13 protein-coding genes and 1 pseudogene are annotated in these 16,839 nt (G+C 55.5%); 4 read left to right on the top strand and 10 right to left on the bottom strand.

Going from position 1 to position 16,839, the window contains the following annotated elements; all coding sequences use genetic code 11:
* Positions 1-453: 453 nt before the first annotated feature.
* From SOJ49_RS02965 to SOJ49_RS02935, 7 genes are all read right to left on the bottom strand, one after another.
* On the bottom strand, positions 454-1,410 hold the full coding sequence (locus SOJ49_RS02965; protein ID WP_369856740.1) for a glycine betaine ABC transporter substrate-binding protein: 957 nt from the start codon (positions 1,408-1,410) through the stop codon (positions 454-456).
* Positions 1,411-1,786: 376 nt separating this feature from the next.
* Complete coding sequence (locus SOJ49_RS02960) at positions 1,787-2,719, bottom strand: AEC family transporter (protein WP_369856739.1); 933 nt, start codon at positions 2,717-2,719, stop codon at positions 1,787-1,789.
* Between the two features lie 105 nt (positions 2,720-2,824).
* Positions 2,825-4,807 carry a DNA topoisomerase III gene (locus SOJ49_RS02955; protein ID WP_369856738.1) on the bottom strand — a complete coding sequence of 661 codons (1,983 nt, stop codon included), beginning with the start codon at positions 4,805-4,807 and terminating at the stop codon, positions 2,825-2,827.
* Positions 4,808-4,877: 70 nt separating this feature from the next.
* Positions 4,878-5,399, bottom strand: coding sequence for a cytochrome b/b6 domain-containing protein (locus SOJ49_RS02950; RefSeq protein ID WP_369856737.1), 522 nt, complete (start codon positions 5,397-5,399; stop codon positions 4,878-4,880).
* 15 nt (positions 5,400-5,414) lie between these two features.
* Positions 5,415-5,729, bottom strand: coding sequence for a PepSY domain-containing protein (locus SOJ49_RS02945; protein WP_369856736.1), 315 nt, complete (start codon positions 5,727-5,729; stop codon positions 5,415-5,417).
* Positions 5,730-5,843: 114 nt separating this feature from the next.
* Positions 5,844-6,959 carry a hypothetical protein gene (locus SOJ49_RS02940; RefSeq protein WP_369856735.1) on the bottom strand — a complete coding sequence of 372 codons (1,116 nt, stop codon included), beginning with the start codon at positions 6,957-6,959 and terminating at the stop codon, positions 5,844-5,846.
* A gap of 156 nt (positions 6,960-7,115) precedes the next feature.
* On the bottom strand, positions 7,116-8,267 hold the full coding sequence (locus SOJ49_RS02935) for a 1-acyl-sn-glycerol-3-phosphate acyltransferase (protein WP_369856734.1): 1,152 nt from the start codon (positions 8,265-8,267) through the stop codon (positions 7,116-7,118).
* Positions 8,268-8,408: 141 nt separating this feature from the next.
* Between SOJ49_RS02935 and SOJ49_RS02930 the strand changes: the two genes are divergently transcribed.
* Positions 8,409-8,813, top strand: coding sequence for a hypothetical protein (locus tag SOJ49_RS02930; protein WP_369856733.1), 405 nt, complete (start codon positions 8,409-8,411; stop codon positions 8,811-8,813).
* 52 nt (positions 8,814-8,865) lie between these two features.
* Here the strand turns inward: SOJ49_RS02930 and SOJ49_RS02925 are convergent, their stop codons facing one another.
* From SOJ49_RS02925 to SOJ49_RS02915, 3 genes and pseudogenes are all read right to left on the bottom strand, one after another.
* Positions 8,866-10,947, bottom strand: a complete 2,082-nt coding sequence (locus SOJ49_RS02925) for a response regulator (protein WP_369856732.1) — start codon at positions 10,945-10,947, stop codon at positions 8,866-8,868.
* Between the two features lie 73 nt (positions 10,948-11,020).
* Positions 11,021-11,377 (bottom strand): hypothetical protein, encoded by a 357-nt coding sequence (locus tag SOJ49_RS02920; RefSeq protein WP_369858102.1) that lies wholly within the window; start codon positions 11,375-11,377, stop codon positions 11,021-11,023.
* Between the two features lie 90 nt (positions 11,378-11,467).
* Positions 11,468-11,551, bottom strand: a pseudogene (locus SOJ49_RS02915) (hypothetical protein); the annotation flags it as partial.
* A gap of 153 nt (positions 11,552-11,704) precedes the next feature.
* On the opposite strand from SOJ49_RS02915, the gene SOJ49_RS02910 reads away from it, so the two are divergent.
* From SOJ49_RS02910 to SOJ49_RS02900, 3 genes are all read left to right on the top strand, one after another.
* Positions 11,705-13,570, top strand: coding sequence for a response regulator (locus SOJ49_RS02910; RefSeq protein WP_369856731.1), 1,866 nt, complete (start codon positions 11,705-11,707; stop codon positions 13,568-13,570).
* A gap of 41 nt (positions 13,571-13,611) precedes the next feature.
* Positions 13,612-13,869 (top strand): hypothetical protein, encoded by a 258-nt coding sequence (locus SOJ49_RS02905; protein ID WP_369856730.1) that lies wholly within the window; start codon positions 13,612-13,614, stop codon positions 13,867-13,869.
* A gap of 68 nt (positions 13,870-13,937) precedes the next feature.
* Positions 13,938-16,820 carry an insulinase family protein gene (locus SOJ49_RS02900; protein WP_369856729.1) on the top strand — a complete coding sequence of 961 codons (2,883 nt, stop codon included), beginning with the start codon at positions 13,938-13,940 and terminating at the stop codon, positions 16,818-16,820.
* The last annotated feature ends 19 nt before the right edge of the window (positions 16,821-16,839 follow it).

The following is a 16,839-nucleotide window of genomic DNA, read 5'->3' as shown; positions in this document are numbered from 1 at the left end:
GTGGCCGCATATCCGTGTCCGCGTGTCCGTGGCCGCATGTCCGTGTCCGTGTCCGTAGGGCCCGGCTCCGTCCGTGGCCGCGTGGCCGTGTCCGTGTCCGTAGGGCCCGGCTCCGTCCGTGTCCGCATGTCCGTGTCCGCATGTCCGTGTCCGCATGTCCGTGTCCGCATGTCCGTGTCCGCATGTCCGTGTCCGCATGTCCGTGTCCGCATGTCCGTGTCCGCATGTCCGTGTCCGCATGTCCGTGTCCGCATGTCCGTGTCCGTAGGGCCCGGCTCCGTCCGTGGCCGCATGTCCGTGGCCGTGGCCGTGGCCGTGTCCGTGTCCGTGGCCGTGGCCGTGTCCGTGTCCGTGTCCGTGTCCGTGTCCGTGTCCGTGTCCGTGGCCGTGGCCGTGGCCGTGGCCGTAGTGCAATTGTAATTCTGATTGTTTTACACCAATGCTATTTCACGGCTAACGGCCAAAGGTCACTTCCATCTCATCGGCCATCATCTGCGGGTCGACCGGCTGACCGGTGAGTGTTTTGACGCCACTGAGCCAGGCACTGACCTGGGCCGGATTGCGGTGCATCCACATCCGCACGGCGCGATCGACCGGGACAAACTCATTGCTGGTTTTCTGCATAATTTCTTCTTCGATCGCGGCCTTGAAGGTCAGGTTACTGAAAAAGCGGGCGAGGTTGGGACATTCCTGCTCCAGTCCCTTGCGGATACTGGTATTCACCGTGGCCTTGCCGTAATCCGGGCCGAAATACTGATCACCACCGTCAAGATAACGCATGGCAAACTGCTGGTTCATCGGATGCGGTTTCCAACCCATAAACACGATCCATTCTCCCTTGCGGACTCGGCCATTCACCTGTGCCAGCATCAGCCGTTCGGAGGTTTCAATCAGTTTGAAGTCTTTCAGCCCAAAGGCATTGGAGGAAATCATTTCGAGAATGGCGGCATTACCGCTACTGCCTTTCTCCAGGCCGTAGATACGTCCTTCAAACTTGTCGCTAAACCGGGCGATATCGGCAAAATCATGCACGCCCTGTTCATAAACATAATCGGGCACCGCCAGTGTCCAGAGCGCTTCATCGAGGTTGGCCGTCAAGGTTGATACGTCTTGCGGGCCGTAAAACGGCGCTGCCACCTCAACCATGGCGGGCGTCCAGTAACCCATAAAAACATCGATATTCCGTTGCTGCATCTGGCTGAATACTTCCGGTGTGGCGGGCTGGTTACTGAGTTCCACCCGATACCCCAATTGCTCCAGCAGCGATTTGGCAATGCCGTTAACCACATGCAAATCGGTCCAATCCACCACGCCTATACGCACGGTTTGGCACTGTGCTTCTGTAGCGCTTTCGGCGTAACCGGTCAGTGCCAGCAGCCACACCAGTACGCAACGGGAAACAAATTTCATGAATTACCTCGATTCAGACCATGGGAATTAAATGGTGAGGAGCCGGGAAACATCAGCAACAACGCTGTTACTAATTAACGTCGTCGCTAACAAACTCATCAACAACGCAGCAAACGGCCTTCAGCTTATAAATAACCGCACCCGGCGGCATTTCCCCATTAGGGCCATTCCCAAAGAGGTATTGACGCCATCTCAAACGGCAAAAAACCGGCTTTTGATAAAAGGAATAACTCGGGTGGGGTATATCGTTGGGGTGATTGACGCGCAAAAAGGCTACGCAATGGCTCAGACAGGGTTAGCTGAGCCTGGGCGGACAATATGACAGAAAAACCTCCGTCTGTGCGGAGCGGGTTGTTACACGGAACAGGTCACTGGCCTATAGGCCGGAGCCAAGTACCCAGCTGATGGTGAGTAGCGAAATCATCGACGTCCAGATAATGGTGGTGGAGGTTTCCTGCACGAAGGTGTCGTATTTTTGCGCCAGTACAAAGCTGCCTGCACCGGTTGGTGTACTGGCCATCAGAATCGCCACACTGGTCCAGAGTGGTGGTAGCGAAAAGACATAACTGGCCAGCCCCCAGGTCAGCAATGGCTGCCCCAGTAACTTCAGTACCGCCGTCATCGAGATCGCCCCGAGATCGCCAAACAGGGGTTTGCCCACCAGAAACAGCCCGAGCGAAAACAGCGCGCATGGCCCGGCGGCAGCCCCAAGAATATCGCAGAAGTTAAATACCATGGAGGGCAGCTCCAATGGCAACATCGCATACAGGATGCCGACCAGCGGCGATAACAACATCGGGTTTTTAAACACCGCCTTGCCAATATCCAGGGTAATACGCCCGGGACTGGCTGCCACCTTGTTATCCAGTTCAATCATGATAGTGGCCATGGTGATGGTCAGCAGAGAGCCAACCACCACAAACAGAATCACTGGCACACTGGCTGCGTCACCAAAGCTGGCAAACGCCAGCGGGATACCCAGATACCCGGTATTGCCGTAGGCCGCGTTCAAGCCCAGCATAGTGGCGCTGCCAAGCCGCTTGCCGAGCAGGTATTTCGCCAGCACAACCCCGATCACCATGGTCAGCACCACGCTGATTGCAATCAGGATCAGGTAATCCAGATTCAGCAACACCTGTGGATCAACCACAGCCATGGCCTTGAACAGCAGACACGGCATGGCAAACCAGAAGACAAAATCATTTAATGCCTTGGCTGCCTCGCTACCACAAATCCTGAATTTCCCTGCCAGAAATCCGGCCAGGATGATCAGGAAGACCGGAAAAACCGTATCAATCAGAATCGACATTTTACCTCCAGAACGCCTCCCGTATGGAGGGCCAGCAGTATAAAGAGAAAATATTGCCCGGCACCAGACAGCGATTGGTAGGGCACAAGCGCTGGCCGTTGTGCTTCAGTCCGCCTGGCGACGTCGACCTGCCGTCTTGCGGCCCTTGCTATGTGTGCTGCTGGCGCTGCTACGGCGCTGGGGTTTCGCCTTGGGGTTGTCGCTCTGGATACCACTAAAAGCCTGGGTATTCAGCTGGCAGGCCTGGCCAACCAGGGTATGCAACTGCCCTAGCAGCGGTTGCATAAAACCCTCGTAGTTTAATGCCCGTTCGCTGATGTCGTTCAGCTGGCGTTCCCAATGCGCGGTCATGTCTGGCACGGTGGTGCTTTCTGGCAGGGTATTGATCAACGCACGACCCAGCTCGGTGGCCAGTATGGTTTTGCCTGCGCGCTGCAGGAAGCGCCGCTTGAACAACAGTTCGATAATACTGGCCCGCGTGGCTTCGGTGCCAAGACCATCGGTGTCTTTGAGGATTTTTTTCAGCTCGCGGTCTTTAACGAAGCGGTTGATGCCCGTCATCGCCGCCAGCAGCGTGGCATCGCTGAAATGCGTCGGAGGTTGGGTATGTTTTTCATCCACCAACGGCTCACCACTCCATACTGTCTGGCCGGGTGCCAGCACGGGCAAGCGGCCGTCGCCGGGTAGCGCTGAATCATCCGGTTGCCGCTGCTGTTTGCCTTGTGGCATGGCGGCCTTCCAACCAGGTTCCAGATTCTCCCGTTCGGTAGCGACAAACTGGCCGCCCGCAATGACCAGCTCAATACGACGGTCGGCATAACGATGCGGCGGATAAAACTGCAGCAGATACTGGCGGGCAATCATCGAATACAGCTGTTTTTCTGCCAGTGTCAGGCTGCCGGAAGCCGTGGTTTTTTCGCTGGGAATAATCGCATGGTGCGCTTCGACCTTACGGTCATTCCAGGCTTTGGAACGTAACGACAGATTGGCTCCCTCAATCACCGTCACCAGATCTTGCTGATGATGACCAATGGCACTGACGACCGACTGGCGGCGGCTGTAGTGATCCTCTGGCAAGTAACGGCAATCGGAGCGGGGATAGGTAATCAGCTGATACTTTTCGTACAACGACTGACAGCCATCCAGCACCTGTTTGGCGCTCAGTCCAAACGCTTTGGCGGCATCAATCTGCAACGCCGACAGGTTATAGGGCAGCGGTGCGGCTTGCTGTTTCTCCTTGCGTTCGCTGGCTGTGACGGTGGCGGGTTGCTGTCGAATACGTTCAGCCACGTTATGGGCAAGTTTGGGGTTAAGTACCCGCCCCTCGTCATCCAGGTGGCTGGCACAGGCTTCACTGGGTTGCCAGCGAGCGTAAAAACACAAGGGTTGACCGGCTTGCAGATGAATGGCAGCACGGACTTCATAAAAAGGTTTGGAGACAAAATCGCTTATTTCTTCATCGCGACGCACCACCAGTCCGAGAATCGGTGTTTGTACCCGTCCCACCGACAGTACCTGCTTCAACCCACCTTGCTGCCCCTTGACGGTACAGGCTCGGGTCAGGTTAATGCCGTACAGCCAGTCCGCCCGACTGCGTGCCAGCGCCGAGGTTGAGAGCGGGATAAAGTCCCGATTGGAACGTAGTTGCGTTAAGGCCCGGCTCACGGCTTGGGGATTGAGGTCGCTGATCAGCAGGCGTTGCATGTTCTGACGTTTGACCACCGGGACATTCAGATAGCTGACAACTTCGTCCACCAGTAGCTGCCCTTCCCGATCCGGGTCGCCGGCATGAACCAGTTGACTGGCCTCTTTCACCAGTTTACGTAACACCGACAGTTGTTTACGGGTCTGGCTTTTGGGTTGCAGTTGCCAGGTCTCGGGCACGATCGGCAATACATCCAGCCGCCACTGTTTGAACGCCGGGTTGTAGGCTTCTGGCTCGGCCTGTTCCAGCAAATGACCGATACACCAGCTGACGACATCGCCATTGGCAGCACGTACAAAACCTTCACCTTTTTGATGGGGTTTCGGCAGCACTGCCGCAATGGCGCGGCCAAGAGAGGGTTTTTCAGCAATAAACAGACGCATGGCTTTTCTGGATAACTGGGATTTTGTACAGTATATCCAGACTGGCGACAAAGGGAATGCACAGCGTGGTTTAACGCTGCGGTCGGTTATCCTTGATACCGGGCAGCATGCCCTGCAGCAGAGGCACCCGGTAACGCCACTGGATCAATAACACCGCCACAACGTGGATCACCACCATGGCCATAACGCTATTGGCCGCCCAGCGATGCAGATTTTGCACCCAATCTTCGCCCCAGAAGGCATCCAGTTCCTGCATCCAGCCGCTGACGCCGGTGACTGTCAGCATCAACAGCAACAACAGCACCATCAGCCCGCCAACCGGGCTGTGGCGACTGTTATGCCGATGCTGACGCTGGTACTCGCCAAACCGTTGCCAGTTATCACATAACCGCGCCGGCGTCGGCAGAAAGTCGCTGAAACGGGCGTTGGTCGGGCCAACAAAGCCCCAGATCAGACGCGCCAGCAGCAGCGCCAACAGCGTATAACCGGCCCATTCATGCGCATCGTCGCCATCGTCCAGCCACCAGAAGTTAGCCAGAAACAAAACCGCCACCGACCAGTGAAACAGACGTATAAAACGATCCCAGATCATTCCAGCAGCACCAGCTCAGTCGATTTTTTTCTTGACGATGTCGCCCGTTTTAGTATCGAAATACACTTCGATTTTGACAAACTCGGTCTTTGCCTCGTTCAGACCCCAGCCATAGATTTCATAACAATGGCCAGCTGCCTGGAATTTTTTGATGGCAAAACCATAGTCATTCACGATCTTTTTCTGCATTTCCAGCACATGCAGTTGTTCTTCTTTGGGGTGCTTCTGGCAATCAGCACTGGCATACAGCGGGCCACTGGCCAGGGTAGCGAATGACAGCAACACTATTTTTTTCAACATCACTTTCTTCAACATCACTTTCTTCAACATCAGGGAGGACTCCGACAAAGGACAAATTATCGGCCCGACATTACATTGAATATAAATTACTATCAATATCGTTTACAAACAATCACACCCTGGCACCAACCGCGCTCCAGAGCCTCAGATACCCCAGTTCACATCATCGTGTTTTGCGACACAATCGGTACGGAACGTCGACAACGTGGCGTTGCTGCAGGTCAGGTCGGTTACGACGATATCCGTGCCGTCGTAGTAACCGTCGAGCAGCAACCACTTGTCATCGTCGATGGCATTATCCAGGTCAGAACACTGGCTGAAGCTGCTGCAATCCAGATTGGGGGCACTGTCGTACACAGAGATAGAACCGCCACTGCTTTTTGACAGTTCACTGCCCCGTACAATTATTTTGAAATCGTAGCTGCTGCCAAGACGGTCATCCGGGCTGCTGTCATCATTATCCAGCTCGACTGCCGTAATGCTGCCGCCGTCACTGGTGGTTTTGATCACATCAATATAAGGCTGCTCTCCCCATACCGGCGTAAAGCCGTCGATACCATCGTCCAGTTGCAGCAGTTCAAAATCGTCCGAACTGTTAACCTTGTACACCAGGCACATGGCCGCTTCGGCCAAACCACATTCGCTCTGGAACCAGCCGATGTACCAGGACACGCTGCTGCTGCCTTCACAGCTGCTGTCAAAATCGTCTTCAGCTGCAGCACAGAGAACATTGTCCAGTGTAATGCCACCAGCCCCGTCGACACTGAATTCCAGTTGTGCCACATAGCCATTGGCAACCGCCGCAGTCAGCTCATCACAGGCGCTGTTGCAGGCAAAGTCGATCTCGCTGGCCAGATTCCAGTTCGCATCATCTACGGCGTAGAGAATACCGGTGTCGGTGTAGAGGGTCAGGGCGAAGGTTTCTTCACTGTCGCTGACGGCCTCGGTCGAAGCGATGCTATCGAAGCGGTAACGGCTAGGGTCACCATCTTCGTCAAATGAGACGGTGACATTCACCACATAACGGTTACCCCAGGCAAATTCGCTGAAGCCACTGAAAGTCTCCTCGACCACATCCCAGCTGTCGTCACTCGCTTCCCGAATACGAAAGCAGAGGCTGGTGCTGTCGGTATCGCACTGTTCTTTGTAATAGTCGACCTGGCGGGTTTCGGCCTGGTCGTCCCAGTGACGCCCGAGTTCCAGGCAGCCCGACAGCAACAGTGCCATCACCGGCCATAGTAATCGTATTATCCAACGCATCCGTTCAACTCTCTTCTGTCATCGTGTTCATCGAATAACAACCACATCAAACTGCATCACAACGGCATCACAACCACAGCAATTACCTTTACTAGCAGGTGACACTCATAGCGGTGGACTGGCGGGTTATGACAGCCAGTGATTGCTTAATGCTTTCTATTGCTCAATGCCTTGCTGCAATAGAATAGGCATGGCGTAGCCAATCAATACCTGTTTTTGTACATCCTGTGCTTCACCTTCGATGCGCTGCCACAACGTATCCTGAATCTGGCGACTGCACTCACCGCCATCCACATCCGGGTAACAAGCGAAACGCTGCTGCAACAACCGCACCGCAGCATGATGCACAGGCAGAATTTCAGTCATGTGACGCATCTGGCGATCAATCGCCGCTGCCATGGTTTCCGCACTGGCCAGCTCGTCATCTGTCAATGGCTGGCCAAAATCAACGTGTATCGTTCCCTTCTGACCGATAATGCCCGCCAGCAAACTGCGGGTATCTTCTCCTTCTTCCTTGCTGTAACAGCCGTATTTGGATCGGGCCACCAGCTCTCTGGCTTTCATCAAGTCACATGGATCCCATTCGTACTGGATGCACACTGGCACCGGGCGCAGGGCGAACAGGGTTGCGGCAAAGGTTTCCGCGTGTTCACGTCCATGCAGGGCCAGCATTTTTAATACCGCCTTGTCGGTCAGGTCGATGCCATTTTTGGCCCGTCCTTCCCGCTGGGCAATCCAGACTGATTCATGCTGATCCAGCGAAAAACGAATATAGCCCGATAGCTGCTGTAATGCCGTCAGCTTTTCTCGTTTATTGGTAATGTTTCGTCGAACAATAAATGATTTATTGAGACGCATGACATCGGCAATATCCGGGTGACTGAGCAAATTATCACCAATCGCAATCCGACTGGTGGGCCAGCCCGCCTGATACAGCGAGTAGTTGATCAGCGTTGGATCCATGGCGATGTCACGGTGGTTGGATATCCACAAATGTCCCTGTTCCGGGGCCATTTTATCCAGCCCCCGCACCACCACATCGGTGGCGGTTTTGGCCAGCAGACGTTCGATCCAGCCTTCCATCCACATCTGGAAATCGTGCACGGTATTGACGCCCGCCAGCTGGCGATCCAACAGGTAACGGGCTAATGGCAGCATCCGTTCGCGCAGCCAATGCGGCAACATCGGCAGCCGGTATTTCAGCAGTGCCCGGTGTACGGTGTCGGACTGACTCACTCGCTCCAGTACGGCAGCAACTTCATCATCCTGGTAGGGGCGGATATCGGCGTAACAATCTGGTATTGGCATATCTGGATTCGGCAGTAAAAGGCGCGGGGATGATGCCTGAACAATGCGTTGCTGTTAAGGCACATTGAGGGATGTGGTACCGTTAGCCCCATAAAATTTCTGGTCAGTGCACCGTACTGACGGTTTTTGAGGAGACACCCGATGATTGAGCAGTGGCAACCGGCTTCCAGCCAGACCAGCAAACCGGATTCCGACACTCTGCTGCAACTGCTAGCAGCCCTGCCCCAGCAACCGCAATCACCTGTTATTGACCGTCAGCGTCTGGATGACAGCGCACGGGCCAAAGCCCATACCTGGATCACACTGGACGAAGCGGCATGGCAGACGGCGCTGGCCGGGATCGCAGCCGACCAGTTGCTACAGGTTGCTACTTTTTTTGTCTGTGCCGAGCAACAGCTGGAAGATTGGCAATGTGGCAGCAGCAATCCGGCGATCTGGGTATTTCGTTACCTGAAGAAACAGGGCACCCCTGCGAGCAAGGAGCAGATCCGGGCCATCAAGGCACTCACCGACAACCGCTATATTCCGCACGGCAGCGCCCTCTGAGTAACTGCCAGTAACAGTAACAGTAACCTCAGGGTCAGGGGTCAGGGGCCGCTTACCGGCCCTCTCGACCAGCCCGCAAAAACGTTGGCAACTCGCGCCGCAAATCTTCCAACCGTACCGGTTTGGCCAGGTAACCGTTCATACCGGCGGCTTCACAGGCGCCCTTGCGGTCTGACATCACATCGGCAGATAACGCCACAATCGGTACCCCAGGCAGATCTTGCTGTTGTTCTCGTCGACGTATTTCCCGACAGGCATCAAGGCCATCCAGCACCGGCATATGGCAATCCATCAGGATCAGATCGAATTCAGCAACGGCACTGCTATCAACCGCTTCGCGGCCATTATTGGCGACGGTGACAATACACCCCAGGTGCGCCAGCATCTGGGTAGCCACTTTCTGGTTCACGGCATTGTCTTCCGCCAGCAGGATACGGCAGTTATTCAACCGTGCATCATCTTCAGTAACCGGCTTGCTCATACCCATACCCTGATAGCGATTGGTTCGGGTAATCATCAAGGTCGGCTGAGGCGGTTGCTGTAGCAGACGACTGAGCAATTCACGCAAATTGCTCTGGCTGATTGGCCAATCCCAGTGAGCACCCACTCCGGCAGCCAACAAGGCGTCACGGCCAGTGGTTAACACATCTTTGGATGATAATGCCAGTCGTACCGGACTGGCCGCCAGCGTACGGCGCAAGTCCTCGTCACTCGCCATCCAGCTGCGATAAGCCAGTACCAGAATGGCCGGCTGCTCATGCGGCAACAAGGCCACCACATCGGCTGGGCGGCCAAATTCCCGATACGGCATCCCCAGCTGACGCGCAACCGAAATCAGCAAGGTACGATTTGCCTGCAGTTCGTCACAGATCCACAACGCCTGCCCGCCTATCGGCGAAATATCCCCTTCATCACCGGCTTTGACGGAGACCACTGGCAAGGTGACATCAAACCAGAAGTTGGATCCGACACCCGGCGAACTGACAACACCCACATAGCCATCCATCAGTTTGGCCAGCCGTTGGCAGATATTCAGACCCAGCCCGGAACCGCCCGCAGCGGAGGAAATCCTGCCGTGAACAAAACTGTATTCCTCGAATAACGCCATCACCTTGTTGGCACCGATACCGATACCCGAGTCTTCAACCGAAAACCGCAACTGCACTTCATGTCCCAGTTCCCGGACTTGCACCACCCGCAACAAGATATGGCCAGTCTCGGTAAACTTAATGGCGTTGCTCAGGTAATTCATCAGAATCTGGCGAATACGAATCGGGTCACCTATCAATTGAGCAGGTATTTTTTCGTCCATAAACGACTGCAGCACCAGCTGTTTTTCCTGCGCCTTGCTGGACACCATTTCCAACAGGCTTTGCACCAGTTCAGGCAGATCAAACACGTCGGTCTCAAGACTCAGCTTGCCAGCATCAATTTTGGATATATCGAGGATGTCATTGATGATCGCCAGCAAATGTTCAGAGGAACTTTGAATAACCCGTTGAAAACCTTGTTGTTCATCATCAAGGTGGGTCTGCTCCATCAGTGACACCATGCCCAGCAAGCCGGTCATGGGAGTACGAATCTCATGGCTCATATTGGCCAGAAAACGGCTTTTGGCCAGGTTCGATCGCTCAGCATAATCCCGCTTGGTTTCCAGCGCTTGTCGTTGCCGGACCAGGACGGACACATCGCGAAAAAACACCAACGCCTCGGTATCCGCCTGCGGGTTGGTTACCAGCCAGACATGCCAGCAACAGGCCGGTTCGTCATCCGTCAAGATCTCCATGGAGGCGGTAATGCCCTTGTCCAACACGCTACGCAGGGCGGACTGCCACACATCGCGCTCGGCCAGCGGCAGGCAGCCCGCCAAATTTTGCCCACTCGTCAGTAGCTGTCGAGCAAGCGGACGATTGGCCTCAATCACCAGGCCATCCGAATCAACCCGAACCAGCACATCGGGGGACTGTTGCCACCATGACTGCAGCTGTCGTTGCCGTTGCATCAGCGCATCCAGCTGCTGGCGAATGCGGCGCTTTGCCTGTACCAGCAAGACCAGCGCAGTCAGTACTGGCAGTAATACCAGCACCAGCACCAACAACAAGACGAGCCCACTTTCAGTAAACATGTCGGTCATAGCTACCTTTTTTAGCGATCCCTGCCCTCGTAGTCACCGATACAGACTGTATGTCAAACGCTGACGGTGATGGTCATAAATCCAGCAAGCTGACGAAGCGCTTCTGTTCCATCGGCCAGTGCAGTCGGTACCAACCATCGCTACTGACCCCACCTGCCACATCGGCCCCCGCCAGGATACACAGCATTTCCTGCAGTTCTCCTTCACGCCGAATACGATTGACCGCAGCAACCAATGCCTCACTGGAAACCACCATCGCACTCGGCTGTTGCTCAGCATAACAATAGCCAAACTGCATCGCATCTCCGGCCACCAGTGGCTCCCAGCCCGCCCGCCGGGCAGAAGACGCCAGCTCAGCAGCCAGCTCCTCTGGTTCGGCAAGAATCAGCAAGGTTCGACTTTGACCTCGTAACTCATCAGGAACCGGCATCTGGTTACTTTGCAGAAAATTGATAAATCCGGGCAAGGGAATTCGATTATCTCCACGCCCTGGCAGTTTATAAGCATCCAGATGACCACGTTCAATCCAACGGATGACCGTCCTGAAATTTACGCCACAGTACTTTGCAACCTCACCTGTGGTAAGTGCCTGTTTTCCCCTCACGTCATTGCCCAGCCCGATAGATACATTAGTTTCAGTATAGATACCCTTTGGCCATTGCAAGGTCGAAACAGTATGCTGTGGCCAGGACACAAGAGTGGCACGCCGAAGTTATCCACTCAATCGGTCAGCAGTGCCCCCGTAACAGGAGCCGAAATGACGTTCAAGGTATTACTGGTTGATGATGAAGCCGGTATTCTGCATTCAATCTCAAAACTGCTTCTTAACGAATCCATTACCGTGAGAACGACCACCAGCGCCGCCGAAGCCCTCGATTACCTCGCCACCCAGTCCATCCAGGTGCTGGTCACCGATTTCCAGATGCCGGATATGGATGGCCTGGCACTCTGCCGGGAAGCCCGCCAACTAAGCCCCAGCAGCTACCGTATTATGCTCTCTGGCCACGTCGATTACCCGGTACTGCGTCAGGCCCGGCAACAAGGTGTGATTCACAAGTTTATTGCCAAACCCTGGAACAATCTGGTACTGGCGCGGGATATTTTTGAAGGTGCCCGCCAGTCCAGTCTGATGCAACGGGCCCATACTCTGAAAACCGCCATGAATACCGAGCAGCCCGCCTTTCTGACCGACAACAACTGGGTCATTCGCCTGGCCAACAAACCGGTCTGTGAAGCGCTGTCGGTGGCTGAGGATCAACTGCTGGGTCGCAACCTGTTTGCCAACAGCGTCAGCAATATGCCGGTTGCCCTGGAAACAGAAATCACCCGCCAGTCTGAATCCAACCAGACCTGGCTGGGCTACTTCAACCTGATCGACCAGCAACGCCGCATCCAGCCCACCTGGATGGCCATTACACCACTCAGTGAAGATTTCCGGCTCTGTATCTGTGGCCTGATCAATACCGCCGCCGACCGGCAATCCGAATTAAAAACCGAGTTTCAGCGTTACTCCGGCTTGCATCAACTCAACCAGCTGGAGAGTTATCTGACCCAGTCGGATGGTATCAACTGCATTTTACTGATCAGTTTCGATGAAAACAGGGTCGCCGACGCCGACCTGGGCAGCCTGTGTTATGAACGCCTGGTCGAGGCAATTGCAGCGCAGTCACCGGTATTCCAGCCAGCCCACCATCTGTTCCTGATACCGGTCATCACCGATCCGGCCAGCCCCTGTGCCGAACACCTGCAGAGTGCCATTCTACAGGTGTTCGACAAGCCGCTGTTGCACCAGAATCAGGCAATCACCCTGACCCCCGGCATCAGCTGCGAATGGGTACAACCGTCACAGCATGACACTCGCCCCTCAACGGATCCGTTTGAACGAATCCGCCAGCACCTCGGGCTTGGCAGCATCAACGGCCAGCCCCAACCACCGGAACGGCCCCAGCCAGCGGCTGTTATGGAGGCATCTCCCGAACGCCAGAGCGATTTTAACGCCATGCCAGTGTTTGATTCCCAGGGCGCGCTGGCAGGACTGGAGCTGCTCCCCGAGTACATGATCGAACCCGATATTTGCCGCCAGTGGCTGGAAGACATGCATATCGCCTGGCAACAACATTTTTCTCAGCCCATGTACGTCATCCTCCGGGTAACCAACCTTAACGATGAGAGCTGGCAACACATCACCGCCTGCATCGTCAAATGGCACCAACAGGCAACCGGCCCGGTGCCCCACTGGTGCGTTATCCTGCCGTGGCATCCGGATGACACGGTGCCAGAACTGGCCCATGGACTGCGCCAGCTCAATATGCAGCTGCTACTCGAGATGGTACTGAGCACACCTCAGCAACGGCTGCCCGGCTATCGCAGTCTCCGTGCCATGAACGTTGATGGCTTCAGTCTGGCACCAGGCCTGGTCGCCCTCACACGTCAGCCCCAATATCAGGAAAGACCGTTACTGCAGCGCCTGCAGCAGGACGGGGTCATTATCTATGCCCATGGCATTGGCTCGACCGAAGCGCTGGCCGCCGCCCATCAAAGTGGTGCTGGCTGGTTAAGCGGTAATGCCTTGTCGCGCATGGTGAACGCCACCCAGCTGCACTGGTTTGCCATCAGCGACTGAATTCTCATGTATGATGGGCGGCTAATCGGAGGAACCGCCCTGTGAACAAAGACCAAGCCTATCACCAGATTGCCCTGGCCTGTCTGAAATCCCTGCGCAACACCAGCGCCAGCAGCTCGGATGCCGTGTCCGAGCTGTACAGCACCATAGATGAAGCCTTCCAGCAGCAATTTGCCCTGATGCTGACGGAACTGGAAGACAATCGCGAACGTCTCAACCGCATTTGTGAGCTTGACCCCGGCATCAACACACTGGCCGACGCCCAGGCAATTGCCTTGAACCGGGGAACCTCACACTGACAACGCGCCTGGGGCCAAGCTTCAGGTAACCCAACCCTGATTGACCGCGACTTGTAGTAGGAGCAGGTATGTTATCGCCCCGTTACTGGATTTTTATTGTTATTGTTCTGGCTGCCATCGGATATTCCATGTTCAAACCCGCGTCTGACACTCCCGCTGCTGTTTCCGACTGCAGCGACACCACCCCCTGGAACTGCCGCGAGCCGGGCGACACCAGCGTCATTGTCAGCCCCTCGGATCCGTTCAGCTACGAATACGTCCAGCTCGACAATGGCCTGCGCGTGCTGCTGGTATCCACCCCAGACACCGACAAGGCCGCCGCCGCCATGACCGTGGCCACCGGCAGTGGCGATGACCCCAAGGGCCGCGAAGGCCTGGCACACTTTCTTGAACACATGCTGTTTCTCGGCACCGAACCCTACCCCGAATCGGGCGAATATCAGGCCTTTATCAGCCGCCATGGTGGCAGTCATAACGCCTTTACCGCGCATCAGCAAACCACTTACTTTTTCTCGATCGACAATGATGCCATGAGTGGCGCACTGGATCGTTTTGCGCCTTTCTTTATCTCTCCCAGCTTTGACGAAACCTATGTCGATCGCGAGAAAAACGCCGTTCATGCCGAATACAGCGCCAAGATAAAAGACGATTTCCGCCGTATTTTTTCGGCTGAAAAGCAAGCCATGAACCCGGCCCATCCTTACGCTGGCTTTGCTACCGGCAACCTCGACACCCTGTCGGATCGCCCGGATCGCAAGGTGCGCGATGACCTGATCGACTTTTACCGCCAGCATTACAGTGCCGACCAGATGACCCTGGTGCTGGCAGGCAACTACCCGCTGCAACAGCTGCAAGACTGGGCCACCAGCCACTTCAACGCCGTTCCCAAGCGAGACGTAAAAACCGCCACGTCACGGCCACCCATGTTTGTACCGGAGCAATTGCCTCTCGATATCAATATCGAACCGGTAAAAGAAATTCGCCGCCTGCAATTTACCTTCCCAATGCCGGAAACCCTGTCGCTGTACCAGTACAAGCCGCTGCAATTATTGTCCAACTTGCTCGGTCATGAAGGCGAAGGCAGCATACTCGCCTTGCTGAAAGAAAAAGGCTGGGCCGAAGGTCTCAGTGCCGGACGCTCCATCAGCACCCGCTTCGAGTCCAACCTGGTCATCCAGATTGAACTGACCCGTGCCGGGCTGTTACACGTCGAAAACATCACCCAGATACTCGAACACTACTTTGCCCTGCTTAAAGACCAACCCATTCCGACCTACCTGATGACCGAACAAGAACAGCTGAGCGAAATGTCATTCCGCTTCCAGCAACATGGCAGCCTGTCAGACTACGCCGTACGCTTGAGCAGCAACCTGCAGGTCTATCCGCCCGAGCAGGTGATCCACGGCGACTACCTCTGGCGGCCGACAACACAAGGCACCCTGAAGCCTTTCCTTGATGCCCTGAGCATGGATAACGTCTTGCGCACCCTGATTGCACCCGGCGTCGCGACCGATATGACCGACCCCTGGTACAACACGCCAATGCGTATTCGTCCATCCAGCTACCTGGCCGCAGATGTCTCGACCGATGAGCTGGAACAACTGCACCTGCCTGCACCCAACCCCTTTATTCCGCAAGATTTCTCACTCAATGCCGAACCGGAACAAGCGGTTCCGACCGCGCTGATTGATCAACCAGGACAGCAACTCTGGTACTACCCGGAACACGAGTTCGCCCAGCCCCGCAGCCGTATTACCCTGGAGCTGCAACATGCCGACATCGCCACACCGCGTGGCATGGTACTGGCTCAGCTGTACACCCGCGCAGTCAACGAAGCGCTCAATACCTACAGCTACCCGGCGCAACTGGCCGGGCTGAATTATGGCCTCAGTGCCAACTCCCGTGGCCTGCAACTGATGCTGTCCGGCTACCAGGACAAGCTGCCCGAATTGCTCAAGCGAGTACTGGATGGCATGCAGCAGGTCAGCATCAGCGACGACCAGTTCCAACGCTATCAGGCATCGTTACAGCGAAATCTGGAAAACCAGCTCAAGGCCAAACCCTACGAGCGCGGCATCGCCGAGCTGAAACGCTGGATCTACTCCCCCAGCTTCGACGAACAACAGCTGCTGGGTGAACTCGGCTCGGTCAGCCGCGCCGACGTCGAAGCCTTCGCCAGCACCATGCAAGGTAATACCGCTACCCGCTTGTATATTCACGGCAGCATGAGCAAGGCCGATGCCGAAGCAATCGCCAGCCAGGTAGCCGAGGTATATCCGGCCAACCCCGAGCAACAATCCAGCCTCGCCATCCTCAAGGCACCTGCTGGCAAGTTCCAGCAGTCGCTGAATCTGGATCACAAGGACAACGCCATGATCCTGTACCTGCAAGGTCAGGATACCAGCGACCATAACCGCGCTCAGACAGCCCTGCTTGGCCAGATGATCAGCGCTCCCTACTACCAGTACATGCGTACCGAACAGCAGTTGGGGTATATTGTCTTTGCTGCCGTTTACCCGCAGCGTACCGTGCCCGGGTTGGTCTTTATCGTGCAGTCGCCAGAACATACCCCTGCCGACCTGATCCACCACAGCCAGATCTTCTGGAACCACTATCAGGACACTCTGGCGGCCATGGGCGAAGAAGAATTTGCCGCCTTCAAGGAAGGCCTGATCAGCATGCTGCTGCAACCACCGCGCAACATGAGTGAAAAAGCCGACGACTTCTGGCGCGACATTGATGTCCAGCGTACCGGCTTTGATACCAACAAGGCCATTGCCAGCGAAGTACAAAATCTGACGCTGGCAGAAATTCAGGCGTTGTATCAACGTCTGATCCTGCAAGCCGATGTACCCTGGCTGTTATTTACCCAGGGTGAACCCGTACCCGACTGGCAACCGATGAACAGCCTGCAGCGCGACCAGATGACAAGGTTTGACCTCCCGCGCTAACAGGCACATAACACAGGGC

This window comes from Candidatus Thalassolituus haligoni (assembly GCF_041222825.1).
Classification (GTDB): domain Bacteria; phylum Pseudomonadota; class Gammaproteobacteria; order Pseudomonadales; family Oceanobacteraceae; genus Oceanobacter; species Oceanobacter antarcticus.
This window is presented reverse-complemented; position numbering and strand designations above follow the sequence as displayed.